Here is a 23,710-nt window from a genome sequence, read left to right as displayed (position 1 = left end):
CGTTCTCACCGCGGCAGAATCTAGACTCGGAGCATGTCCAGTCCCGTCGCAGCCGCGCCGCGCGCCCCTGAGCGCTACCGGCGCCTGACCACCCTGCCCGATCCCCGCCTGCCCTCCTGGGGCCCGCAGCGCCGTGCCCGGGTGGCCGCGGTGGTGTTCTGGGGGAACCTGCTCTCGCAGATCGGGATCATCCTCTCGGGCGCCGCCGTACGGCTGACCGGCAGCGGGCTGGGATGCTCCACCTGGCCGAACTGCGAGCCAGGGCAGTTCACACCGGTGCTCACCATGGAGGCGGGCATCCACCCCTTCGTGGAATTCGGCAACCGTTCGCTGACCGGGGTGCTGACCGTGTTCGCGGTCGCACTGCTGCTGGTGAGCTGGCGCTGGCTCGGGCACAAGGGCACCGGCTTCCGCCGCCTGGCCTGCGTCCCCCTGATCGGCACCGCTGTGCAGGCGATCGTCGGCATGGTCGTGGTGTTCGCGGATCTACACCCGGGCATCGTCAGCCCCCACTTCCTGCTCTCCCCAGTGCTGGCCGCGGTCTCGATGGTGCTGCTGGTGCGCCTCTATGACGGCGACGGTGCGATCCGGCGGGCAGTCCCGGTGCGTGCTCTCCAAGTCTTCGTACCCCTCGCGGTGGTGGGCTTCGTAGTGCTGGTCCTGGGCACGATCGTCACCGGCACCGGACCTCATTCCGGGGACGCCGGAGACGTCACCCGGATTGCGCTGAACCCCATGATCGCCTCCCGGATCCACGCCCTGTCGGTCTATGCGTTCTGCGCCCTGCTCGCAGTCCTGCTGGTCGTGCTCCACCGATCCGCGGCGCGGCGTGAGGCGATCGTCGCGGCCTGGTGGCTGGTGGTCCTGACCGTGGTCCAGGGCATCATCGGCTATGTCCAGTACTTCCTCGGCCTTCCGGAGCTGATCGTGTTCCTCCACCTGATCGGTGCGGCGCTGTTCGGCGCCGGGATCGCATGGGTGGGAGCCCGCCTGGTCACCTGGCAGGAACCGCACCCGGCTGCAGCTGCAGCCGGCGACTCACCCCTCAGCACGGAGGCATGATGATCCTCGGCAAGCGCCGCCGCAGCTCCACGCAGGAGCTGCCGACCCTGGCCCAGGCCCGGCCGGCCGGAGAGTTCGTCGCCTCGGTGCTCTCGCACCTGCGCGACGTCGTGGACGTCGGCTGGAACCTCCTGGAAGTGGATGCCGAAGCCCATCGCATGATCCGCGAGGCCGGCGCGACCAGCTGCTACATCGAGTACCACCCGGTCTTCGGGGCCTCCCCGTTCGGGCACGCGATCTGCACCTCCGTCAACGACGGGGTGTTGCACGGCCGTCCCTACGACCGGCTCCTGGAAGATGGTGATCTGCTCTCCCTGGACTTCGCCGTCGAGGTCGAGGGCTGGGTCGCGGACTCCTGCCTCTCGATCATCGTGGGCACACCGCGCGAAGAGGACCTCCAGCTGATCCGCGACACCGAGCGGGTGATGTGGGCCGGCATCGACCAGGTCACCGCCGGGAACAGCGTGGGCGACATCGGCCATGCGGTGATGAACGAGGCCCACGCGCTCGGATACACCATCAATGAGCGCTTCGGCGGTCATGGGGTGGGGCGCACCATGCATGAGGCACCCTTCGTGCCCAATCACGGCACCCCCGGCGGTGGCCCCACGCTGGTGGCAGGACAGCTGATCACGGTCGAGCCGTTCCTGGTGCCCACCACCTCGGAGCTCAAGGTCGACGAGCGAGATGGCTGGACGCAGCTCTCGGCCGACGGCTCCCGCGGGGCCCATGCCGAGCACACCCTGCAGGTCACCACCGGCGCACCGATCATCCTCACCGCCCGGCCCGACGACCCCTCCCCGCGCAGCTCACTGGGCTGAGACGGAGCGCCGGCCCACGCGTGGGTGAAGGTGCAGCCCCGCGGCTCAGCTCCCCTGCAGGAGAGAGCGGATGCTCGCTGCGATGCCCGCGGCATCCAGGCCCTGAGCCGCGAGGATCGCATCGCGTTTCCCATGCGGGATGAACTCCAGGTCGACGCCAAGGCTGCGCAGGACCGGTCCGGGCGCGGAGAGCGTGGCACGCCGGGCGAGCCGCGTACCGAGGGCCGCACCGATCCCGTGCTCGGCCAGGCCGTCCTCGAGCGTGACGACCGCGCGCGCGGTCGCGGCGAGGTCCAGCAGCTCCTCCCCCAGCGGCAGTGACTGCACCGGGTCGAGGACCACGAGGTTCAGCTCTGGATGCGCCGCAGCGAGCTCTGCGGCGGCCTCGACGGCGCGGCCAGCCAGAGCACCGATGGAGACCAGCAGGATGTCGACGGGTGCGTGCGCGTCACCGGCGAGCACCTCCCCGGCAGGCAGCTGCGCGAGAGCCGGCAGCTCCGGCGGGCAGGCTCCCTTGGGGAAGCGCACCAGGGACGGGCCGAGGGTCCCGAGAGCGGCGGGGACCGCGGCATCGAGACGAACTCCGTCCCGGGGCGCCCACAGCGAGAGACCGGGCACCTTCGTCGCCAGGGCGAGGTCCCAGATCCCGTGATGGCTGGGCCCGTCATCGCCGGTGACACCGGCCCGGTCCAAGGTGATCGTGACGTCTTCGCCGTGCAGGGCGACATCGAGCAGCAGCTGGTCGATCGCCCGGTTCAGGAAGGTCGCGTAGAGGGAGACCACGGGTTTGCGGCCGCCGGCGGAGAGTCCGGCGGCCGTGTCGAGCGCGAGCTGCTCGGCGATCCCGACATCGAGCACGCGCCCCGGCAGCTCCTGCTGCATCGGGGTGAGGCCCACGGGGTCGATCATCGCGGCGCTGATCGCGACCACGCGCTCATCGGCGCGGGCGGCATCGAGCATCGCGGCGCCGAACCGGGAGGTCCAGGTCTCCGTCGGCGCTCCCGGTGCGGCCTGCTCCTGGATGGTGAAGGGACTGGTGGCATGCCAATGGTCCACGGTGTCCGATTCCGCGCGAGCGAAGCCGGCACCCTTCCGGGTCAGGACGTGGACGAGCACCCCGGAGCTCGTGGGATCCTCCGCGGCACGTCGAGCTGCGGTCAGGGCGTCGGCGAGGGCGGTGAGGTCATGGCCGTCGACCGGTCCGAGATAGGTCAGCCCGAGCGAGGTGAAGAGATCCTCTCCGGCACCGATCCGGCCGGCGCGGAGCTCGGCGAGATGCTCGGCGATCCCGCCCACGGTGGGGGCATAGGAGCGGGTGTTGTCGTTGAGCACCACGACAGTGCGCGAGCCCTGATCGGAGGCGAGCAGGTTGAGGGCCTCCAGGCCCACCCCTCCGGTGAGAGCGCCGTCCCCGATGACTGCGACCGCGGCCCCGTCGGCCCCGGCGAGCCGGTGGGCGCGATCCAGTCCGTGGGCCCAGGCGATGGATCCCGAGGCGTGGGAGTTCTCCACCAGATCGTGGACCGACTCCGCGCGGTCCGGGTAGCCCGCGATGCCGCCCGCGGTGCGCAGCCCCGGCAGATCGGCGCGCCCGGTGAGCATCTTGTGCACATAGGCCTGATGACCGGTGTCGAAGACGATCGGCTCGTCCGGGGAACGGAACTCGCGGTGCAGGGCGATCGTCAGCTCGACCACGCCGAGGTTCGGTCCCAGGTGGCCTCCGCTGCGCGAGCAGATCTCCAGCAGACGCCGACGCAGAGTGCGTGCCAGCCCCGGCAGCTGTGCGGCGTCGAGCGCCCGCAGCGCCTCGGGGCCGCCCGGAATTGGAACCTCTGACGGTGGGGTGGAAGCATCCGCAGCCGGTGCCGACGGGGTCACTGCAGCTCGCCCGCGGTGCGGGGTGGCGGAACGGTGCTCAATGGTGGACACGCGTGGTCCTCCCTCAGGGACGGGGCCGGAACTCGGCCAGCCTATGTCCTCGTGACCTGTGGTGACGCTCGAGGTGATCACATCTGTGCACATCTTCACCGGTGATTCACGGGTCCCGCCCTCGGTGTGCATCGCGGTGCAGAGGGGCCGAGCAATGGTGCACTCGGGCACTCGCCCGCGCCGCATATCGGCGCTCAGGACTCAGGACTCAGGACCCAGGACCCAGGCTTCAGGCTTCAGGGGTCCGGACTCCCGACTCAGGACGCGCCATGACGCGACGACGCCCCGACCCTTCAGGGCCGGGGCGTCGTATGGCGCCGATCAGGCGGCGGCTGCGCGCAACACGTCAGTCAGGCTCTACTGCCTGCCTGGCTTCCTGCCGCTCGTTCCTCGCAGCACGTCAGTCAGGCTCTACCGTCTGCCTGGCTTCCTGCCGCTCGTTCCTCGCAGCACGTCAGTCAGGCTGCGACCAGCGAGCGGAGCACGTACTGCAGGATGCCGCCGTTGCGGAAGTACTCCGCCTCACCGGGGGTGTCGATGCGCACGGGCGCGTCGAACTCCACCGAGGAGCCGTCTTCCTTCACAGCGACGACCTTGACCGTCTTCGGGATGGAGCCGTCGTTCAGAGCGGTCACGCCGGTGAACGAGAACGTCTCCGTGCCGTCGATCCCGAGGGACTCGGCGTTCTCCCCCACGGGGTACTGCAGGGGAAGCACGCCCATGCCGATGAGGTTCGAGCGGTGGATCCGCTCGAAGCTCTCCGCGATGACGACCTCGACGCCGAGGAGCTTGGTGCCCTTGGCCGCCCAGTCACGGGAGGAACCGGTGCCGTACTCCTTGCCGGCGAGGACCACCAGCGGGATGTCCTGCTCGGCGTAGGCCTGGGCCGCGTCGTAGATGAACTCCTGCTCACCGGTCAGCAGGTTCTTGGTGTACCCGCCCTCGACGCCGTCGAGCAGCTGGTTCTTGATGCGGATGTTCGCGAAGGTGCCGCGGATCATCACCTCGTGGTTTCCTCGGCGCGAGCCGTAGGAGTTGAAGTCCTTGCGGGCAACTCCGTGCTCCTGGAGGTAGTGACCAGCCGGGGAGTCCAGCTTGATCGCACCGGCGGGCGAGATGTGGTCAGTGGTGGTCGAGTCGCCGACCTTGACCAGCACCCGCGCACCGGAGACGTCGGAGACGGGCTCCGGCGTCGCCGACATTCCCTCGAAGTACGGGGGCTTGCGCACGTAGGTCGACTCGTCATCCCACTCGAAGGTCGCACCCTCGGGAGTGTCGAGGTTGCGCCAGCGCTCGTCGCCGATGAAGACGTCCTTGTAGTCCTCGGTGAACATCTCCTGGGAGATGGACTCCGCGATGACCTTCTCGACCTCGGTGGGGTTCGGCCAGATGTCGCGCAGGAAGACGTCCGCGCCGTCCTTGTCCTGCCCCAGTGGGTCGTTCTCGAAGTCGAAGTCCATCGTGCCCGCGAGCGCGTAGGCGATGACCAGCGGCGGGGAGGCCAGGTAGTTCATCTTGACGTCGGGGTTGATGCGGCCCTCGAAGTTGCGGTTGCCCGAGAGCACCGCGGTGACCGCGAGATCCTTCTCCGCGATCGCGTCGGAGATCTCCGAGTCCAGCGGGCCGGAGTTGCCGATGCAGGTGGTGCAGCCGTAGCCGACCAGGTGGAAGCCGAGCGACTCCAGGGCGGGCCAGAGCCCAGCCTTGGTGTAGTAGTTCGTGACGACCTGGGACCCGGGGGCCATGGAGGTCTTCACCCAGGGCTTCGCGACCAGTCCGCGATCCACCGCGTTCTGCGCGAGCAGGCCCGCCGCCATCATCACCGAGGGGTTCGAGGTGTTGGTGCAGGACGTGATCGAGGCGATCGAGACGATGCCGTGATCGATCGAGAAGTCCCGACCGCTGACCTGCACCGGATTCGATGCCCGGCCGGTGACGTGCTGGTGCTCGGGAGCCGAGCCGCCGGAGTCGTTGTCCGAACCCTGGCTGGCGGGATCCGAGGCGGGGAAGGTGCCAGCGGTGTCCGCGCCGTTCTCGGAGGCCTCGTGGTCACGCGCGTAGGACGGGAGCACCTCGCGGAAGGACTCCTTGGCCTCGGTCAGCACGATGCGGTCCTGCGGACGCTTCGGGCCGGCGATCGAGGGCACCACGGTGGACAGGTCCAGCTCGAGGTACTCGGAGTACACGACCTCCTTGGAGGCGTCGTGCCACAGGCCCTGGCGCTTGGCGTAGGCCTCGACCAGCGCGAGCTGCTCCTCGGTGCGGCCGGTGAGACGCATGTAGTCGACGGTCACCTCGTCGATCGGGAAGATCGCACAGGTGGAGCCGAACTCGGGGCTCATGTTGCCGATAGTCGCGCGGTTGGCGAGCGGCACCTGGGTGACGCCCTCGCCGTAGAACTCGACGAACTTGCCCACCACGCCGTGCTCGCGGAGCATCTCGGTGATCGTGAGCACCACGTCGGTGGCGGTCGCGGCCGGCGGGATCTCGCCGGTGAGCTTGAAGCCCACCACGCGCGGGATCAGCATGGAGACCGGCTGGCCGAGCATCGCGGCCTCGGCCTCGATGCCGCCGACGCCCCAGCCGAGCACGCCCAGGCCGTTGACCATGGTGGTGTGGGAGTCGGTGCCGACGCAGGAGTCCGGGTAGGCGCGCAGGGCGCCGCCCACCTCACGGGTCATGACCGTGCGGGCCAGGTACTCGATATTGACCTGGTGGACGATGCCGGTGCCCGGGGGGACGACCTTGAAGTCGTCGAAGGCCGTCTGGCCCCAGCGCAGGAACTGATAGCGCTCACGGTTGCGCTCGTACTCGAGCTCCATGTTCTTCTCGAGCGCGTCCAGGCGACCGGCCACGTCGATCATCACCGAGTGGTCGATGACCATCTCGGCCGGGGCGAGCGGGTTGATCTTCTCGGGATCGCCGCCGAGATCCTGCATGGCCTCGCGCATGGTGGCGAGATCGACGACGCAGGGCACGCCGGTGAAGTCCTGCATGATCACGCGGGCCGGGGTGAACTGGATCTCGACCGACGGATCGGCAGAGGGCTCCCAGCCCGCCAGGGCGCGCACGTGGTCGGCGGTGATGTTCGCCCCGTCCTCGGTGCGCAACAGGTTCTCGAGCAGGATCTTGAGGCTGTAGGGAAGCTTGTCGGCGCCCTCCACGGCGTCGAGCGCGAAGATCTCGTAGTCGGTGCCGCCGACGCTGAGATCCTGTTTCGCGGCGAATGAGTCGACAGTGCTCATCAGGCGAACTCCTTTGGTGTGGGGTTGACCCCTCCATCGTAGGCGCGCAATCCGCGACAGGCGGACGAACGCTCACCTCGCGATGAACCGCTGCTCATGCAGGTCGACCGAGGGGACGCCGGCTCGATCCGGCATATATCTTGAAGTCAAGATAAATAGTACCATGTCAGGCACCCTCGACCTGACACCTCGTCAGCTGATCTGCAGGTGTGTCGAAGCTCGCCGTCTCGGCGGGCGCCCTGGTGCGACGGCCCTGGTGCGACGGCCCTGGCGCGGCCGAGCGACGCCGCCCCGTCCCTTCAGGCCGAGACTCGCTCCAGCACCGCGACCGACTCGATGTGGTGGGTATGCGGGAACAGGTCGAAGGCACGCAGGTCCGCGATCTGCCACCCCTTCTTCTCGATCGCTGCGAGGTCCCGGGCGAGCGTGGAGGGCTCGCAGGAGACGTAGACGATCCGCTGGCGGACGGCGGCTGCCAGGAGGTCCATCAGCTCGGTGCCTGCACCGCTGCGCGGCGGGTCCAGCACCACCGTGTCGACGCCGCCACGGCGGGCACGGACCCAGTCCGTCACGTCCGCGGTCGCGGTCGAGACCTGGGGAAGATCCTCGAGGTTCTCGGCGGCGAGCTGCGAGGCGCGCCGGTTCCCCTCGACGGAGACGACCGAACCGTCGTCCCCGACCTGCCGCGCTGCGACTGCGGAGAAGACCCCCACTCCGCCGTACAGATCCCAGGCGCTGCCGCCGTGCGGTGCGCGCAGCGTCGATTCGACGACCTCGCTCAGGAGCTCCGCGGCGCGTCGGTGCGACTGCCAGAAGCCCGTCGCGCTGACGGCGAACATGCGCTCCCCGAGGCGTTCATGGACCAGTCCGTCCCCGCGCAGCGGGACCAGGCCGCGCCCGGTGCGGACAGAGACGTCAGCATCCCCCCAGGTCTCCGGGATGACCACTGCGCTCGGGTCGAGCTCCCGCCCGATCAGCACCACGGAGGCAGGACCGGCCGACGGAGCGACCGCATCGATCGCCTCGGTCCCCTCGGGGGCGGTCCACTCCCCCAGCTGCAGGTCACGAATGGCCTGGGCCGAGAGGGGATCCGCGCCCACCGGACGAACCTCATGAGAACGCCAGCCGCGCATGCCCACCCGGCCATCGGCATCGACCGCATAGCGCACGCGTGTGCGCCAGGCCAGCCCTTCGGCGTCGTGCGGCGCCGGCTCGACCTGCACCTGCTCGATCGGGAAGCTCGTCACCCCGGCGCGGCGGAGCAGCTCCTGCATTACCTCGGTGGCGATCCGGCGCTGGGCGGGCAGTGCGATGTGCGCCCACTCGGCACCTCCCACGCCGTCGATGCCGGCCTCCTCCCAGACCGACGGTGCACGGTCCGGGCCTGCCTCGAGCACGTCGAGCGCCTCGGCGCGCCAGAAACGTGCGTTCGCGCGCTCCTCGGGGTCTTCGAGCAGTCGGGCGGTCACGGTCTCGCCCGGGGTCGTGCCGCGGACGAACACGACCCGTCCCTCATGGCGTGCCACGAAGGTGCCGCCGGCTGCGGGCGGGCCGACAGTGAGGGTCAGGAGGCGCCCGCCGAGGGCGGAGCTGCTCGGCGCGGTTTCGGCATCGGAGGTCATCGGACCACTCTCTTCCCGTCCGCGCGGGGAACGACGCGGACCGTGGCTGCTCGATCTATGGGGAGGTCCCGCGCAGACCTGCGGTCGGGTGCGGGGAACCGTCCGCCCATTGTCTCATCCAGTGGACGGTCCTGGCGCCCGGCCCGATGGCGTTCCTGCGTGCCCGACCCGATGACGCTCCTGCGCACACGGCCCGAGCAGGTGCTCAACGTCGCTCGCGACGCGCCAGCAGTCCGCGATGCATGAGCCACACCAGATACGCGATCACGGCGAAGGCGGGCAGGCCCATGGCGATCTTGGCGGCGCCGAGGGCGGCGACCTGATCCGTCAGCAGCAGCGGGAGCTGCACGGCCAGCTTCGCGGCGTAGAGCCCGACGAAGAGCAACGTGGCCCTGGTGTAGACACGGCGTGCGTCAGGGTCCTCGGTCCAGTCCTTCACCCGAGGATCGAGCAGGCCGACGAAGATTCCCACCAGCGGTCGCCGCAGCGCCAGAGTGGTCAGCAGCACCACCAGGGCGACGGCGTTGGTGACGATACCGGGCCAGTAGAAGTCAGAGCCTTCGCCGGAGCGGATCGCGAGCACGGCGCCGAGTGCCACCCCGAGCAGGCCGCCGAGCACCGTGGACGGGCTCTGTCGCTGCACGATCCGGGCGATCAGCAGTCCCAGCACCACGATGACCGCAGCCACGGCCGCGACCATGACCGAGCGCGTGACCACGAACAGCACCACGAAGAGCAGCGTGGGCAGCACCGACTCGACGATGCCGCGGGGGCCGCCGATGGCGTCGGAGACGGAGAACTCCTCATCCCGCAGCACGGCACCCAGCCCGCTGCGGGACGTCGGCTCGTGCTCCTCGGCGGCTGGGCCCGTGCCCGCCTCTGGACCGATGCCGGGGCCTCCGGCTGCGGGACCCTGGCGCTCAGGGCCTCGGGCCGCCGGCGCCGGGCGCTCGGCGCCTCGCGGCTCCGGCCCCTGGGTCTCGGGTGCTTCGTGCTCGGGGCCGTGGGTCTCGGGGCCAGAGCCGGAGCCGGGCACCGCGGGACTCACCCGACCTCCGTGATCTCTGGGCCCCGTGCCAGCGGGTCCAGCGGTGCGGCACCGACCTGGCTCAGGCCCGGCCGCTCCCCGGGCAGATGCAGCGGGATCAGCTCCTGCGGAGCCATCGCCTCGGACCCGCGCACCACCACCAGGCGGGAGATGAGGGTCTCGAAACGGCGTGACTGCTCCTTGTCGCCCAGCGCCTTGCCTGTGAGGATCGCCCGGACGAACCAGCGCGGTCCGTCGATGCCGATGAATCGCGCCGGCCGGTATCCCGTGCGCCCATCGGTCCGCTTCACGGGCAGCCGGGTGATCAGCTCGGTGCCGAAGGCTCCGGGCCGGGTCTCCGCGGTCCCTCCCTGCTTGACCACGGAGTCGCGCAGCGAGGAGCGCACGTCCTCCCACAGACCGCGGGTCTTGGGCGCAGCGAAGGCCTGGACCTGCAGGGACGAGCCGGCGATCACCAGATTCGCCCCGGTGACCGAGCCGCTGCGCTGATCGACCTCCATCCTCAGCTCCATGCCGTCGATGGCCGGGACGCGTAGTGCTCCGAGGTCGATCCGCTCTTCCGCGGGTGCCTCGGACTCGTCATAGGGGCCGTCTTCGAGGTGCTCTCCGCGAGGGGCGGCGGAGTCGCTGTCGCCGTCGCGGCCCTCTGCCCGCTCGGTGCCCTCATCGTTCTCGGCGTCCTCGGCATCGGGCCGGTCGGTCGCCTTCTGCGAGATCCCCGAATCCTGGGAGTCGTGCGCATCCAGGCCGTCGATCTCCTCGACCTTCTGCTGCTTCTTGCGAGAGAACAGTCCCATGATCATCCCTCCGTGGTCTCGTCGGCGGTCACGGCCGCCGTGGCGGTCGCAGCCGCCGTCATCGGCTCAGCTGTCGCGGCGGCTCCGAAACCGCCGCTGGAGCCGAAGCCGCCCTGCGCCCGGTCGGTCTCCTCGAGGTCCGCGACCTCCTGCAGCACCGGGGCGATGAAGGGCACCACCACCAGCTGGGCGATGCGGTCTCCGACATGGAGGGCGAACGGCTCCGTCGGATCGGTGTTGTGCAGCGAGACCTTGACGGGACCTCGGTAGCCGGCATCCACGATACCGGGGCCGTTCAGGACGGTGATCCCGTGGCGCGCCGCGAGGCCGGAGCGGGGGCAGACCATGCCCACGGTGCCGGGCGGCAGCGCGAGCGCGAGGCCCGTGTCCACCAGGGCCCGGCCACCGGCGGGGATCACGAGGTCCTCCGCACTGGCGAGGTCCAGCCCAGCATCGTCGGCATGAGCGCGATGCGGCAGCGCCGTCGCGCCGCTGCGGCGGATGCGCAGGACGGGGTCTCCGGCCGCAGGTGCGGCCGTCGCATCGTGAGACGAGGAATCAGCGTGATCGACAGACATGGGCACAGGGTATGCCGTGGCGACACCCTGCTCCCAGCGAGCTCGGAGCCTCACAGGGCGGGCCGTGGACGTCCAGGTGCTGCGTGAGACCATGGCGGCATGTCCGCAGCAGCCGATCGCCCCGCTGATCACACCTCCCCCGTCCCGGCGGCCGCCGGCCCCGCCGCCTCCGACGAGAGCACCGCCCTGTTCCGTGAGCACCTCTTCCCCGGCCCCACGGTCTGGGTGGTCGCGGTCGCCATCGGAGCCGCGCTCGGCCTGATCCTGGTCCCGCTGAACCTCACGGTCGCGATCGTGTTCTCCTCCGTGTGCATCCTCGCCCTGCTGGTGCTGGTCCACCAGTACTCCCCCGTGCTCGAGGTGGCGAACGGCCGCTTCCGCCTGGGCCGCGCGCAGATCGGGGTCGAGCTGCTCGGCGATCCCACGCCGCTCCAGGGAGAGGACTGGGCTCGCACGATCGGACAGGGCTTCGAGCCACTGGCCCATCACTGCATCCGTGGGTGGACCCGCTCCGGGCTCCGGGTCGAGGTGCTCGACCCCGAGGATCCGATCACGGCCTGGGTCGCCTCGACCCGCCGTCCCGAGGACCTGGCCCTCGCGCTGAGGACCGCGAAGCAGCTGAAGGCGCGCGAGGGCCGCTGAGCGCTCCGCGATGTGCCATCCGCGGTGCACCACCGCGTAGAACGACGACGGCGCCACCTCCCGGTCGGGAGGTGGCGCCGTCGTCGTCATGGGACGAGCAGGATCACGCCGCGGCGCACTCCTTGCAGATGATGAGAGTGCCCTCGACGTGGTCGATCTGGCTGCGGTGCTTCACCAGGAAGCAGCTCGCACAGGTGAATTCGTCCGCCTGGCGGGGCAGCACCCGCACGGAGAGCTCCTCGCCCGAGAGATCGGCACCGGGGAGCTCATAGGAGTCGGCGGCGTCCGCCTCATCCTCATCGACGGTGGGGGTCGCCGCTTCGTTCCGACGACCCTTCAGCTCCTCGATGGAGTCGTCATTCGATTCGTCGTCGTTCTTGCGCGGGGCGTCGTAATCAGTGGCCATCTACGGTCCGTTCCTGGTTGTCATCGGGGTTCATCCGACCTGGGTGGCTGGGGCAGTTCCGCGCCGGTGAGTCCTCGCGGGCCACTTCTTGTCGGCCCGGGTCTCAACGCTGAATGCGGCGGCATTATTGCAGAGCGGCCTGCGACTCACAACACGGCGTCCACCGCAGACCGCAACACGCCGACGTCCGCACCCCCGGGAACCGGCACCGCAGGGCCGTGCACGATATGGTCACGGCCTAGACTTCTGCATGCAAGCGACCAGGCTCCGACGGAGAGGACGACGATGCGCGAGCTCGAACTCGACGGGATCCATGACGACGGGGAACATCTGCTCCTGGTCGACTCCGACGGCGAGCGATACACGCTGCGCATCGATCGGGCGCTCAGGGCGGCGGTCCGTTCGGACCGCCCGGCCCTGAACATGATCCAGGCCGCGGACTCCGCCCCCGTCCGACCGCGCGAGATCCAGGCGATGCTCCGTTCCGGCCGCAGCGCCGAGGACATCGCCGACGCCTCCGAGATCCCGCTCGAGCGGGTGCGCCGCTACGAAGGCCCGGTGCTCGCCGAGCGCGAGTGGACCGCCTCCCGCGCACGCACCTTCCCCGTCGGCCGCGGAGGTCCTGCACTGCAGGACGTCGTCGCCGAGCGGCTCGCCGCCCGGGAGGCGACCGGGGAGACCGCCTGGGACGCCTGGCGGCGCCAGGACGGCACCTGGACGCTCGAGCTGACCTTCTCCGCCGGTGGACGCACCCGGCAGGCGCACTGGGTCGCCGACATCGACAACCGCACCGTCTCGCCGGTGGACGATGAGGCGCGCTGGATCAGCGACGAGGACGCACCCTCCGAGCCGTCGCGCGGCCGGGGACGGCTCCAGGCCGTCAAGAGCGCGGTCTACGACCTCGAGGCGGACGGATCCCTCGAGGGCAGCCCGGCGGCGCCCTCGCGCGCCCGCAGCTGGAATGCACGCCGCCCCGTCGCCGAGGACCATCCCTCGCTCGTCGATCACGCCTCCGTGATCGACGACCAGGAGCTCGACGCCCTCAACGCACGTCGCGGCCTGCGCTCCGTGCCGCGACCTGACGATTCCGCGACCGTCTGGTCCGGGCTCGACGAGGACTCCCAGCCCGAGCCGTCCGAGACGGAGACGTCCGTGCTCCAGGCGCCCGAGACGGACCTCACAGCCCAGTCCGTCGAGTCGGGACACGCCGACGACGACGCCGACCTCGAGGCGCTGGAGGAGCACTCCACCCAGAGCGATCACGAGGACGACCTCACCGCGACCCCGGAGTCCGACGGCACCGACGAGGACCAGGGCGACCTGGATCCTGAGGCAGGGCACACTGCCGACACGGCCGAAGACGAGATCCAGTACCAGGACACGATCGATCTCACCCCGCTGCCCGGATTCGACGCCGTCGGTACGGTGATCCCCGGCGCCGCGGGCGCGGAACCGGCGGAGAGTTCAGAGGGCTCAGGTAGCTCAGCGAGCTCAGCGAGCTCAGCGAGCTCAGCGAGCTCAGAGAAGCCTGCGGGAGACGCCGCGGGCACGCCATCGAAGAGCACGAAGAAGCCGCGACCGAAGAGCAAGCGCGCCTCGATGCCGAGCTGGGACGAGATCGTCTTCGGGTCGAACGGCTCGAAGCAGGACTGAGCCCGAACAGGGCTGGGCCTGAGCTGGAGGGGTTGCTCAGACCTCGGTGTGCAGCAGCGGCACCCAGGACTCGGCCGCGGTGAGCGATCCGTGCACGCCGACCATCTGCCGTGCGGAGTCCGGTCGCCGGGAGAAGTCGTCGACGCTCCAGCGTCCCCGGGACAGCACCAGCACATCCGGGACGCGGCCCGCGACCCGCTCGGTCACCTCAGCTCCGGCCGGTCCCAGCAGGGCGCTGGCGAGGATGTCCTCGCGCGGCAGCACCAGGGCCCGCTCCCCCAGCAGCGTTGCGAGCTGAGCCGCGAGCTCCTCAGCCGCACCGTCGCCGCGGACCGCATGCAGCGCCAGCGCGCGGGCCTCGCCTGAGACCTCATGGATGAGGCGCAGGATCTGCGGGTGGTCCGCGAGGTCCGTGGTGAGCTCAGGTGACGTGTCGACCATGCCGTGGTCTGCGGTGAGGTGGATCCGGGTGCCGCGAGGCAGTCGCCGCAGCAGCGTCCCGATCAGGGAGTCCACCTCGGCCAGCGCGTCACGCCACTGCATGGAGTCGACCCCGTGGCGATGTCCGGCGTGGTCGACGTCATCGACATGGAGATGCACCAGCCCGTCGGCGCCAGCGCGACGCAGGGCGGCACGGACGACGTCGACACGGTCGGTGCGCCCGTGGCCGAGGAACTCCCAGCCCCGGTAGGCCACGCCGCTCAGATGGGAGCCGGCGTGCTTGCTCGGCCCCACCTGCACCGCCCGGCGAGAGCCGGAGCCGACCAGGGTCGGCAGCGGCATCCAGGCACGCGGGTCGATCCAATTCGCTCCGCTGATCTGATTGAGGCTGCGGCCTGTCTGCGGGTCGTAGGTGAGATAGCCGAGGACCCCGTGCTCGAGCGGTGCAGCGCCGGTCTGCAGCGAGACCATGGCGCTGGAGGTGGTCGAGGGGGCCACGGTGCGGATCCGCTGGGTCTGCGCCTCCAGGCGACGCAAAGTCGGCGTGAGCGACCGGTGCTCACGCAGCAGATCTGCGCCGAGCCCGTCGAGCAGCACCACGAGGTCCCGGCCGGGCTTCGGCTTCTCGACCAGCGGGCGCAGGACATCCAGGAGGCCGGGCCGTGCGCCGCCGGTGAAGGGCGGCGGCAGCAGGTCGGCGGGCCAGTCCTCCATCGCTCCGGGTGCGTCGCGGTGGCGGGGTCCGGGACCTGTGGCACGCACGCCGGCTCAGGCCCCGACCGCGTCGATCGCGTCGATCAGCTGGTCGTGGAAGGCCAGGGCCTCCTCGACCGCGCCGGCGCCATCGGCCAGGGCGCTGACCCGCAGGGCGAGATCCGAGGGGGCGATGGTGCCGGTGTACCCATGATCCAGCTGGCAGCCGGGGTCCTCGCACACTGCCCGCTCGAGGTCCAGGCGGCGGCTGCCGTCCCAGGTGATGCCCAGGGTGATCTCGGACTCCCGGCCGGGGTTGAGCTGCCCATCGGTGTCGAAGACCTGCGAGAGGCCGGTCGCGGTGATCCGCTGCAGCCGGATCCGCTCGGTGGTGGAGACCACCTGGCTGGGGTTGAGCGCATCGGCCGGATCGTCATCGAGGTGTGTGATCAGGAGGTGCGTGGGGGTCAGCACCACGACGGTGAGGTGGCGGCGCACCTCCGGCCCGTCGAAGGTGGTCTCGGGCCGCACCAGATGGGCGACCGGAGCGCGGCCTCGCAGCGAACGCTCCAGGCTCTGGGCTGCCGCCTGTGGGAAGTACCCGGCGGTCTCGAGAGCCTTGAGTAGATCGGTGGGAAGTGCGGTGGTCATCCCGTCATTGTTCCACGCTCCGACTCGATGGGCGGCGCGGCTCAGGACCCCGGTGGGCCGGACAGCGTGCGTCGGGCCCCATCGGTGCGGTTGGGCGGGGGTGCCAGCCGTACCCGGGCACCGATCACGGTGAGGCCGTCCTGCGCCACCAGCACCGGGTACAGCTCGAGGGAGGCCACCTCGGGAAGGTCCTCCGCGAGCAGGCCGATGCGGACCACCAGATCGGCGAGCGCCTCCCGATCCGCCGGGGGCAGGCCGCGCATTCCCCGGAGCTTCACGGCCGTGGCGGGAGCGTCCACCAGCCGTGCCGCGGCGCTCTCGCTGAAGGGCGGGATCGCATAGGCGATGTCATCGAGCAGATCGGTGGCATCCCCCGCCACCGACAGCGAGACCACCGGGCCGAGAGAGGGATCCTCGACGCTGCGCACCACCATCGGCACCCCGGCGGGGGCCATCGCCTGGACCTCGAGCGGTGCGCTCGAATAGGACAGGTCACGGCGCATCGAGTCGACGGCGTGGCGCAGCTGGACCGCGTCGGGGATGTCGAGCCGCACCCCGCCGAGATCAGCGCGATGGCGCAGCACGGGGTCCGTGGACTTCAGCGCGACCGGATAGCCGATCTCCGCCGCCTGGGCGAGGGCGTCCTCGGCATCGGTGATCCGGCGGCTGCTCAGCTGGTCGATGCCGTAGGCGGCAAGCAGCGCGGTGATCTCCGCGGTGGAGAGATCCACGGCGGACGCGGCGGGCGAGGGAGTCAGCGCTTCCACCAGCTCCCGGGCCGCCGCGCGATCGATGCCCTCCCGCTGGGCCGGCTCCGCGTCATCCACCTCGGGACGCAGGGCGGCCGCGAGCATTCCTGCACCGGCGCGCACCACCGCGTAGGGGGTGGCGTGCACCGGCGGCAGCGAGAGGTCGGCGCGCACCGCCCGCTGCACCTCGGCGAAGCGGTCCTCGGAGGTTACCAGGCAGACCAGGAGCACGACCTCGGAATGACGGGCCACGATCGACATCTGCCGCAGCACCTCGGTGATGTCGGCCGTCTGCGGGTCGATCATGCCGGCGATCACCAGGTCGACCTGGCCCAGCGCCGCCATCGTGGTGAAGGCGCGCTGGATGAGGCGCGGATCCGGGGAGAGCGGGACGCTGTGGTTCTCCGCGACCACGTCGAAGCCGGCTTGACCGGCGGCCCCGCTCAGCGAGGCGCCGAGCGCGGCCGTGTTGGAGAGCAGCCCTACTCGTCGGCCGAGCGGGAGGCCCTGCCGTCCGATCGCGTCGACCACGTCGAGCAGGTGGTCCACTCCCGTTGCCTGGACCACCCCGGCCGAGTCGAGCACCTGGTCCATGGCGCGACGGGGCAGGGTCGAGGAGCGCACGTCGTGACCGGGCGGCAGGTGTGACTCGCTGCCGGGGGGACGCAGCACGATCAGCGGGGTGCTGCGCGTCAGCCGGCGCGCGATCCGGGTGAACTTGCGAGGGTTTCCCATCGATTCCAGGGCCAGCCCGATGACGCCGACCTGATCGTCGTCCTCCCAGTGCTGGAGGGTGTCGTTCAAGGAGACGTCCGCGCGGTTCCCCACGCCCACGAACTCGTGCAGGCCGATGCCTCGGGCGTCGGTGCCTGCCAGCAGCATCGCTGAGAGCGCACTGGACTGCCCGGCGAGCGCGACCGTTCCGGGCTGCGGCATCCGAGGGGCCAGCGAGAGGCTGATGGCGTCTTCCCCGGTGCGCAGGAAGCCGAGGGAGCCAGGGCCCAGCAGGCGCATGCCGTGGCGGCGGGCGCGGGCCACCAGCTCGCGCTGCAGCAGGCGGCCTTCGTCGCTGTCGGAGAATCCCTCGGTGGGGATCAGGACGCTGCGCACCCCGATCGCAGCGCATTCGTCGATCGCGTCCAGGCAGGCTTCGGGACGCAGCGCGATCACGGCGAGGTCCACGGTGCCCGGCACATCACCCACTCTGGCCCAGGTGCGGTGCCCCCTCAGCTCGAGGACATCACGGGCGATGAGGTGCACGGTGCCGCCGTAGCCCGAGTCCTCCAGCGCGGTGAGGAAGCGGCCGCCGGCGGAGTCCGCGCGGGAGGAGACGCCGATCAGCAGCACCGACTGCGGGTGCAGGAGCCGTTCCATGGCCCTCGCCTCGGCGCGGTGCTCGCGTTCCGACATCACGGCGAGAGAGCGGACGGTGGGGTCGATCCGGAAGGAGACCATCACCACGCCGTCGTCGAGCACCCGGGTGACGTCGAAGCCGGTCTCAGTGAAGACCTTGATCATCTTGGTGTTCTGCGGGAGCACCTCGGCGGTGAACTCGTTGATGCCGCGCTCGCGGGCGGCGGCCGCGAGATGCTCCAGCAGCACCGAGGCCAGGCCCGTCCCCTGCCGGGAATCGGAGACGTTGAACGCCACCTCGGCGGAGTGCGGCTCGGTGCGGTCGTAACGGCCGACGGCGACGATCTCCGCACCGACCAGCGCCACCAGGGCCACCCTGTCGGCATGGTCGACGTTCGTGAACCGTTCGAGGTCGCGGCGGGACAGCTTCGGCATCGCGGCGAAGAAGCGGAGGTACCGGGAGTGCTCCGATTGCCGTTGATGGAAGTCCTGGAGGGCGTCGGCGTCGGCCGGCAGGATCGGGCGCAGGTGTGCGGCGGAACCGTCGCGCAGGGCGATGTCCGCCTCCCAGTGAGAGGGATAGCTGGGCTCGTGCTCATCCTCGGGCCGGGCACGGCGGCGCAGTGACCGCAGGCCGTCGCGTCTTTCCGCCATGGCTGGATCCTATCGTCGAGTTGCGGGGAGTTGACGGGATTCACGTCCCTTCAGGTGACCGGCTCCCGGGATCATGGCCGGTCATGCGCCATGATGTTCTCCATGGCCCGATCACGCAGCACCAATACGCCCGCCGGTGAGGACGCGGTCGACGAGAACATCGTCGACATCGATGTCACCAGCGAGATGGAGTCGTCGTTCCTCGAGTACGCGTACTCGGTGATCTACTCCCGGGCGCTGCCCGATGCGCGCGATGGGCTCAAGCCGGTCCAGCGCCGCATCCTCTACATGATGGCCGACATGGGCCTGCGGCCCGAGAAGGGCCATGTGAAGAGCCAGCGCGTGGTGGGCGAGGTGATGGGCAAGCTCCATCCCCATGGCGACACCGCGATCTACGACGCCCTGGTGCGGATGGCGCAGAGCTTCAACATGCGCCTGCCGCTGGTGGATGGACACGGCAACTTCGGCTCCCTGGACAACGGACCTGCCGCCCCGCGATACACGGAGGCACGGCTCGCCAAGGCGGCGCTGCTGATGACGGACTCGCTCGGCGAGGACGTCGTGGACATGATCCCGAACTATGACAACCAGCTCCTCCAGCCCGAGGTGCTGCCCGCCCAGTACCCGAACCTGCTGGTGAACGGGGCCTCGGGGATCGCCGTGGGGATGGCCACGAACATGGCGCCCCACAACCTGGTGGAGACGATCGCCGCCGCCCGGCATCTGATCGATCATCCGGAGGCGGAGCTGGACGAGCTGATGCGCTTCGTGCCGGGTCCGGATCTGCCCACCGGCGGCCGGATCGTGGGGCTCGAGGGCATCCGGGATGCCTATCGCACAGGACGCGGGTCCTTCAAGATGAGGGCGACGACCCGGATCGAGAACGTCACCTCCCGCCGCAAGGGCATCGTCGTCACCGAGCTGCCCTACCAGGTGGGTCCGGAGCGGCTGGCCGAGAAGCTGCGCGATGCAGTGCAGGCCAAGCGGGTCCAGGGCATCACCGACTACCAGGACCTCACCGACCGCCACCATGGCCTGCGACTGGTGCTCACGGTGAAGTCGGGCTTCGACCCCGAGGCCGTGCTGCAGCAGCTGTACCGGTACACGCCGCTGGAGGAGTCCTTCGGCATCAACAATGTGACCCTCGTCGAGGGGCAGCCCCGCACGCTCGGCCTCAAGCAGCTGCTCGAGGTGTTCGTCGATCATCGGCTGCGGGTGGTGCGCCGCCGCACCGAGCACCGCCTGAGCAGGCACCAGGCCCGCCTGCATCTGGTCGAGGGTCTGCTGCTGGCGATCCTCGACATCGACGAAGTGATCCAGATCGTCCGGCAGAGCGATGATGCCGAGACCGCACGGACCCGCCTGATGACGGTGTTCGACCTCTCCGAGGTTCAGGCGGAGTACATCCTCGAGCTGCGGCTGCGACGGCTGACGAAGTTCTCCCAGATCGATCTCGAGGCCGAGCGCGATGACCTGCGCCGGGAGATCGAGAAGCTTGAGGAGATTCTGGGCTCGGATGCGGTGCTGCGTGCGCTGGTGTCCGACGAGCTCGCCGCGGTGGCCGCCGAGCACGGGGATTCCCGCCGCACGGTCCTGCTCGAATCGGCGGAGAAGCCGGTGATCTCGGCCGCCGGCTCCCTCGAGGTGGCGGATGAGCCGTGCCACGTGCTGCTCACCGGGACCGGACTGGTCGCGCGGGTCACCGGTGAGGGCCCGGTGCTGCGCGAGGGCGCCCGCAGCTCCCATGATGTGGTCGTCTCCCAGGTACGCACCACCACCCGCTCGAGCGTCGGCGTGGTCACCGACAGCGGCCGCGTGCTGCGGCTGTCGGTCGTGGATCTGCCCTCGCTCGCACCGACTGCCGGGGCGCCCTCGCTCGCCGGCGGGACGCGGCTTGCGGACCTCATCGACCTCGAGCGCGAGGAACGCGCGCTGGGGCTGATCCGGCTCGGCGAGGACGATCTCGCGCGGGGCGGGGCGATCGCGCTCGGGACCCGGCAGGGCGTGGTCAAGCGGGTGCAGCTCGAGTTCCCGAAGGCCGACGGCTTCGAGATCATCTCGCTGAAGGACGGTGACACCGTGGTCGGGGTCGTGGACCTCGAGGAGGACGAGGACCTGGACCTGGTCTTCATCACCGCCGAGGCGCAGCTGCTCCACTTCCCCTCCTCCGGGGTCCGGCCGCAGGGCCGCAGCGCCGGAGGTGTGGCCGGGATCAAGCTCGGCGCCGGCGACCGGGTGGTGTCCTTCGGGGTGATCGATGTGACCGCCCCGGCCGACGTGGTGACCGTCGCCGGCAGCTCCGGCACCCTCCCGCTGCTCCAGAACGGCTCGCTGAAGGTCTCCGCCCTCACCGAGTACCCGCCGAAGGGTCGGGCGACGGCTGGGATGCGCTGCCATCGCTTCCTGCGCGGCGAGGACACGCTGATCGGCGCCTGGGTGGTCCCTCACCCCGCTCGCGCCTCGTCCGAGGCGGGGCAGCCGATCGATCTGCCCGAGCCCACCGGGCGCCGGGATGGCTCCGGGACCCCGGTGGCCGTCCCGATCGCCGCGATCGGCTGAGCGGTGCAGGGCGACCGAAACCGGGACGGGGTGGCGCCCATACCTCGCGGCGACCCCCATCCCTCCCCTGCCGCGGACGGCGAGTCTCGGTCTCCTTGGGGCTCGCGTCTGGAGTCACAGGAGTCTCGTGCCTTGCGCGGGAAATTCCGCTCCTCCCGGGCCTCGCGTGTGGAGTCCCGGCATATCGCCGTCGGCGTGGCCGGCGCCCTGGTGGGTCTGGTCGTCGGACTGCTCGCCCTGCGCGGGACCGTTCCGTTGGCAGGATCGGGATCGATCGGCCAGGTCGCCGCGCTGACGGTGTTGGGCTGCGGCGCAGCGACGGCCGCCCTCACCCTCTCGACCCTCACCCGGCGCTCCCTGCCCTGGTTCGGGGGCCGGCACTGGTGGCGCCGCGGGATCGATGTCCTCGGGCTCTCCCTCGTCTTCGGGATCCTCGGCCTGTTCCTCACCGGCGCCCTGTTCGGTGTGTTCCAACAAGCCTTCCAGGGCGTCGCGCTCGATCGCCTCGCCGGCACCTTCTGGGTCGCCCTTGCGGCCGGCGCCGCCGCCTACATCACCTCCGCGGCGGCGGCCTCGCTCACCGGCCGGTCCCTGGCCACCCTGCTGGCGGCATTCCTCGTGGTCGGTGTGCTCGCCAGTGCCATGAACGCCTCGGATCCCTACTGGTGGGAGCGGTACTTCTCCGAGCTCGGCGAAGGTGACGGCCTCTCGAGCTTCACCTTCAACCTCACCCTGCTGCTGACCGGGGTGGCGCTGGTGACCGTGGCCGAGTTCCTCGCCCATGATCTGGACCGCTGGGCCCGCAGCGCCGGCGAGCCGGCCTGGCTGATCACCGCCGTGCGCTCGCTGCTGAGCGCAGTCGGAGTGCTGGTCGCCCTGGTCGCGGTGATCTCCCGGACCGTGAGCGTCTTCTGGCACGACGTGGTCGCCCAGTCGCTCGTGGTCGTCTTCGCGCTCACCCTGCTCGTGGTGCCGGTGCTGCTGCGCCGGCTGCCGGGCGCCCTGATCGCCGTCACCGCCGGGGCCTTCGCCCTGCTGGTGACCGTCACAGTGCTCTACCTGGGCGTGGACTACCTGAACATGACTGCCTTCGAGATGGGGGCGGCGGCGATCGTGTACGGCTGGCTGCTGCTGTTCATCCGCACAGTCTCGGCGGCTGCGGAGGGCACGGAGGAACGGGACTCGACCCAGGCCAGAGAGTCCAGCCGCGCGGCCGCTGCGCCGGGACGGCAACCGGCTGAGTCCTCGGATCCGCGGCCCGGTGACGTGCGACCATGACGTCATGAACTCTTCAGGCACCGATGCCCCCACCACCTCCGTCCCGCTTCCCGAAGGTGTGCGCCTCGGGCAGACCCACGGGGTCGACGTCCTGCTGATCGACACCCCTGCTGCGACGGCCGAGCTCCTCTTCGACGGCGCGCACCTGACCAGCTACGTCCCCGCCGGTGAGGCGGATCTGCTCTGGATGAGCCCGGACTCCGCCTTCGGCGAGCGGGAGGCCGTGCGCGGAGGCATCCCCCTGATCGGCCCCTGGTTCGGACCGGGCCGGGACCTGGCGATGGAGGTCAAGCACGGCTGGCTGCGCAACCTCCGCTGGGATCTCGCCTCGGCCGAGCGAGAGGGCGACGAGGTGGTGCTCACCCTCCGCACCCCCGAGGACGTCAAGGCGCTGACCGCGTCCGTCCAGTTCCGCATCGGCGCCGAGCTGTCGGTGGACCTCACCCTCACCGCCGGACCCCGGCCGCTCGATCTCGAGGCAGCGCTGCACACCTACCTCGCCGTCGGCGATGTGCGGGAGATCGAGATCCTCGGGCTCGAAGGCGCTGACTTCCTCGACAACACCCGCGGGCTGGCCCCCGACGTGCTCCCGGCCGGGCCGCTGCGGCTGACCGCCGCCACCGACCGGGTCGTCGACTCCACCGCCGTGGTGACTGTCCACGATGAGAAGTCCGGCCGCCGCATCGTCTCCGCACCGCGCGGCACCGCCAAGACTGTGGTCTGGAATCCCTGGGACACGCTGGTGACCGGCATGGCCGATATCCCCGATACGGCCTGGCCCGAGTTCGTCTGCATCGAGCCTGCCATCGCCAAGGACGGCTACGTGGCCCTCGAGCCCGGCCAGTCGCACTCCATCGGCGTCACCTACCGCATCGAGCGCTGAGCACAGCTCCGCACCGCGGAGCATCTGACCAGGACCCGGTCGCCCCTCAGAGGGCGGCCGGGTCTTCGTCGTCGTGCGAACTTTTAATCAGTTGTGCTCCACCGGAGAAGGGTGGTCAACTCTCCGTATGGAGATGCACCAGCCCCCGTTCACGACCCCGGCCAGCCCGGCCGCGTCGTCGCTCGGCCTCGCCGCATCCCTCACCCGGCCCCACGGACTCACCGTGGCTCAGCGAGCGGCCGGTGGGGGCCGCAGCACCGCCGGGCACGCCGCGCCTGTGGCCGGCTGACGGAGCGCACCGCTCCGCGCCATGCCGTGCGGCCCTGCCGCCGGCACTACTGAGAATCCCCGCTGCCCGACGCACTCGAGCAGCGGGCACTCTCCTGCGCGCTTCGAGGACAGCAGCTGTCCGCAGCGCGCAGGAGACTCGATCACACGCCACTCCGTCAGGAGCCCCCATGTCCCTTCACACCACCCTCGACACCCGCAGCCCGACCACCATCCACACGACCGACACATCGGAGAACACCACCAGCCCCATCGACACCCTCACCCGCCGCGAATCGTCCCGCGCCGACACCAGCCTGCGTCGGCTCGAGCAGGTCGCCGACGAGGACGCCGTCGACACCCTGCTGAAGGGTTTCCT

General features: G+C 70.4%; 18 protein-coding genes. 8 read left to right on the top strand and 10 right to left on the bottom strand.

Going from position 1 to position 23,710, the window contains the following annotated elements; all coding sequences use genetic code 11:
- The first annotated feature begins 33 nt into the window (after positions 1-33).
- The gene (locus ACT3SQ_RS06800) at positions 34-1,062 is read left to right on the top strand and encodes a COX15/CtaA family protein (protein ID WP_441444105.1); all 1,029 of its coding nucleotides are present in this window, start codon (positions 34-36) and stop codon (positions 1,060-1,062) included.
- The gene (gene map / locus ACT3SQ_RS06795) at positions 1,062-1,883 is read left to right on the top strand and encodes a type I methionyl aminopeptidase (protein WP_441444118.1); all 822 of its coding nucleotides are present in this window, start codon (positions 1,062-1,064) and stop codon (positions 1,881-1,883) included. The genes ACT3SQ_RS06800 and map overlap by 1 nt, the downstream gene beginning before the upstream one ends.
- Before the next feature lie 45 nt (positions 1,884-1,928).
- On the opposite strand, the gene ACT3SQ_RS06790 is transcribed toward map, so the two are convergent.
- From ACT3SQ_RS06790 to dut, 6 genes are all read right to left on the bottom strand, one after another.
- Positions 1,929-3,812 (bottom strand): 1-deoxy-D-xylulose-5-phosphate synthase, encoded by a 1,884-nt coding sequence (locus ACT3SQ_RS06790; RefSeq protein ID WP_441444106.1) that lies wholly within the window; start codon positions 3,810-3,812, stop codon positions 1,929-1,931.
- 458 nt (positions 3,813-4,270) lie between these two features.
- Positions 4,271-7,057 (bottom strand): aconitate hydratase AcnA, encoded by a 2,787-nt coding sequence (acnA, locus tag ACT3SQ_RS06785; protein WP_444600974.1) that lies wholly within the window; start codon positions 7,055-7,057, stop codon positions 4,271-4,273.
- Positions 7,058-7,356: 299 nt separating this feature from the next.
- The gene (locus tag ACT3SQ_RS06780) at positions 7,357-8,679 is read right to left on the bottom strand and encodes a class I SAM-dependent RNA methyltransferase (protein ID WP_444592115.1); all 1,323 of its coding nucleotides are present in this window, start codon (positions 8,677-8,679) and stop codon (positions 7,357-7,359) included.
- A 205-nt stretch (positions 8,680-8,884) separates the two neighbouring features.
- Positions 8,885-9,727 (bottom strand): DUF3159 domain-containing protein, encoded by an 843-nt coding sequence (locus ACT3SQ_RS06775; protein ID WP_441444110.1) that lies wholly within the window; start codon positions 9,725-9,727, stop codon positions 8,885-8,887.
- The gene (locus ACT3SQ_RS06770) at positions 9,724-10,524 is read right to left on the bottom strand and encodes a DUF3710 domain-containing protein (RefSeq protein ID WP_441444111.1); all 801 of its coding nucleotides are present in this window, start codon (positions 10,522-10,524) and stop codon (positions 9,724-9,726) included. Before ACT3SQ_RS06770 ends, ACT3SQ_RS06775 begins: the two co-directional genes overlap by 4 nt.
- Before the next feature lie 2 nt (positions 10,525-10,526).
- Positions 10,527-11,102 (bottom strand): dUTP diphosphatase, encoded by a 576-nt coding sequence (gene dut / locus ACT3SQ_RS06765; protein ID WP_441444112.1) that lies wholly within the window; start codon positions 11,100-11,102, stop codon positions 10,527-10,529.
- Between the two features lie 99 nt (positions 11,103-11,201).
- On the opposite strand from dut, the gene ACT3SQ_RS06760 reads away from it, so the two are divergent.
- On the top strand, positions 11,202-11,744 hold the full coding sequence (locus tag ACT3SQ_RS06760) for a DUF3093 domain-containing protein (RefSeq protein ID WP_442332396.1): 543 nt from the start codon (positions 11,202-11,204) through the stop codon (positions 11,742-11,744).
- 103 nt (positions 11,745-11,847) lie between these two features.
- Here ACT3SQ_RS06760 and ACT3SQ_RS06755 read toward each other — a convergent pair whose 3' ends face one another.
- Complete coding sequence (locus ACT3SQ_RS06755) at positions 11,848-12,150, bottom strand: DUF4193 domain-containing protein (protein ID WP_345080488.1); 303 nt, start codon at positions 12,148-12,150, stop codon at positions 11,848-11,850.
- A 285-nt stretch (positions 12,151-12,435) separates the two neighbouring features.
- Here ACT3SQ_RS06755 and sepH point away from each other — a divergent pair, with 285 nt between their 5' ends.
- Entirely contained in the window at positions 12,436-13,803 is a 1,368-nt protein-coding gene (gene sepH, locus ACT3SQ_RS06750; protein WP_444592116.1) for a septation protein SepH, read from the top strand.
- A gap of 36 nt (positions 13,804-13,839) precedes the next feature.
- Here the strand turns inward: sepH and ACT3SQ_RS06745 are convergent, their stop codons facing one another.
- Genes ACT3SQ_RS06745 through ACT3SQ_RS06735 form a run of 3 tightly spaced genes read right to left on the bottom strand, consistent with a single transcriptional unit; the run spans position 13,840 to position 18,344 of the window.
- A complete protein-coding gene (locus ACT3SQ_RS06745; RefSeq protein WP_441445442.1) occupies positions 13,840-14,958 on the bottom strand; it encodes an alkaline phosphatase family protein in 1,119 nt (372 codons plus the stop codon).
- Positions 14,959-15,012: 54 nt separating this feature from the next.
- Complete coding sequence (locus ACT3SQ_RS06740) at positions 15,013-15,588, bottom strand: DUF5998 family protein (protein WP_441445441.1); 576 nt, start codon at positions 15,586-15,588, stop codon at positions 15,013-15,015.
- Between the two features lie 41 nt (positions 15,589-15,629).
- The gene (locus tag ACT3SQ_RS06735; protein ID WP_444592117.1) at positions 15,630-18,344 is read right to left on the bottom strand and encodes a bifunctional acetate--CoA ligase family protein/GNAT family N-acetyltransferase; all 2,715 of its coding nucleotides are present in this window, start codon (positions 18,342-18,344) and stop codon (positions 15,630-15,632) included.
- A 102-nt stretch (positions 18,345-18,446) separates the two neighbouring features.
- On the opposite strand from ACT3SQ_RS06735, the gene ACT3SQ_RS06730 reads away from it, so the two are divergent.
- The 4 genes from ACT3SQ_RS06730 to ACT3SQ_RS06715 all read left to right on the top strand — a co-directional run.
- A complete protein-coding gene (locus ACT3SQ_RS06730; protein WP_441445439.1) occupies positions 18,447-20,903 on the top strand; it encodes a DNA gyrase/topoisomerase IV subunit A in 2,457 nt (818 codons plus the stop codon).
- Between the two features lie 132 nt (positions 20,904-21,035).
- The gene (locus tag ACT3SQ_RS06725; RefSeq protein ID WP_441445438.1) at positions 21,036-22,181 is read left to right on the top strand and encodes a hypothetical protein; all 1,146 of its coding nucleotides are present in this window, start codon (positions 21,036-21,038) and stop codon (positions 22,179-22,181) included.
- Between the two features lie 4 nt (positions 22,182-22,185).
- Positions 22,186-23,064 carry a D-hexose-6-phosphate mutarotase gene (locus tag ACT3SQ_RS06720; RefSeq protein ID WP_441445437.1) on the top strand — a complete coding sequence of 293 codons (879 nt, stop codon included), beginning with the start codon at positions 22,186-22,188 and terminating at the stop codon, positions 23,062-23,064.
- Positions 23,065-23,522: 458 nt separating this feature from the next.
- A partial coding sequence (locus ACT3SQ_RS06715) for a hypothetical protein (protein ID WP_444592118.1) occupies positions 23,523-23,710 on the top strand: 188 nt, incomplete at its 3' end.

Source organism: Brachybacterium sp. AOP42-C2-15 (assembly GCF_052377065.1).
GTDB lineage: Bacteria > Actinomycetota > Actinomycetes > Actinomycetales > Dermabacteraceae > Brachybacterium.
Note: the sequence above shows the minus strand (reverse complement) of the source record. Positions and strands in the feature narration are given on the sequence as shown.

Bases quoted from the DNA above. Each gene is read 5' to 3' on its own strand.
- ACT3SQ_RS06800 (WP_441444105.1), top strand. From the start codon at position 34: ATGTCCAGTCCCGTCGCAGCCGCGCCGCGCGCCCCTGAGCGCTACCGG.
- map (WP_441444118.1), top strand. From the start codon at position 1,062: ATGATCCTCGGCAAGCGCCGCCGCAGCTCCACGCAGGAGCTGCCGACC.
- acnA (WP_444600974.1), bottom strand. From the start codon at position 7,057: ATGAGCACTGTCGACTCATTCGCCGCGAAACAGGATCTCAGCGTCGGC.
- ACT3SQ_RS06780 (WP_444592115.1), bottom strand. From the start codon at position 8,679: ATGACCTCCGATGCCGAAACCGCGCCGAGCAGCTCCGCCCTCGGCGGG.
- ACT3SQ_RS06770 (WP_441444111.1), bottom strand. From the start codon at position 10,524: ATGGGACTGTTCTCTCGCAAGAAGCAGCAGAAGGTCGAGGAGATCGAC.
- dut (WP_441444112.1), bottom strand. From the start codon at position 11,102: ATGTCTGTCGATCACGCTGATTCCTCGTCTCACGATGCGACGGCCGCA.
- ACT3SQ_RS06760 (WP_442332396.1), top strand. From the start codon at position 11,202: ATGTCCGCAGCAGCCGATCGCCCCGCTGATCACACCTCCCCCGTCCCG.
- ACT3SQ_RS06755 (WP_345080488.1), bottom strand. From the start codon at position 12,150: ATGGCCACTGATTACGACGCCCCGCGCAAGAACGACGACGAATCGAAT.
- sepH (WP_444592116.1), top strand. From the start codon at position 12,436: ATGCGCGAGCTCGAACTCGACGGGATCCATGACGACGGGGAACATCTG.
- ACT3SQ_RS06745 (WP_441445442.1), bottom strand. From the start codon at position 14,958: ATGGAGGACTGGCCCGCCGACCTGCTGCCGCCGCCCTTCACCGGCGGC.
- ACT3SQ_RS06740 (WP_441445441.1), bottom strand. From the start codon at position 15,588: ATGACCACCGCACTTCCCACCGATCTACTCAAGGCTCTCGAGACCGCC.
- ACT3SQ_RS06735 (WP_444592117.1), bottom strand. From the start codon at position 18,344: ATGGCGGAAAGACGCGACGGCCTGCGGTCACTGCGCCGCCGTGCCCGG.
- ACT3SQ_RS06730 (WP_441445439.1), top strand. From the start codon at position 18,447: ATGGCCCGATCACGCAGCACCAATACGCCCGCCGGTGAGGACGCGGTC.
- ACT3SQ_RS06720 (WP_441445437.1), top strand. From the start codon at position 22,186: ATGAACTCTTCAGGCACCGATGCCCCCACCACCTCCGTCCCGCTTCCC.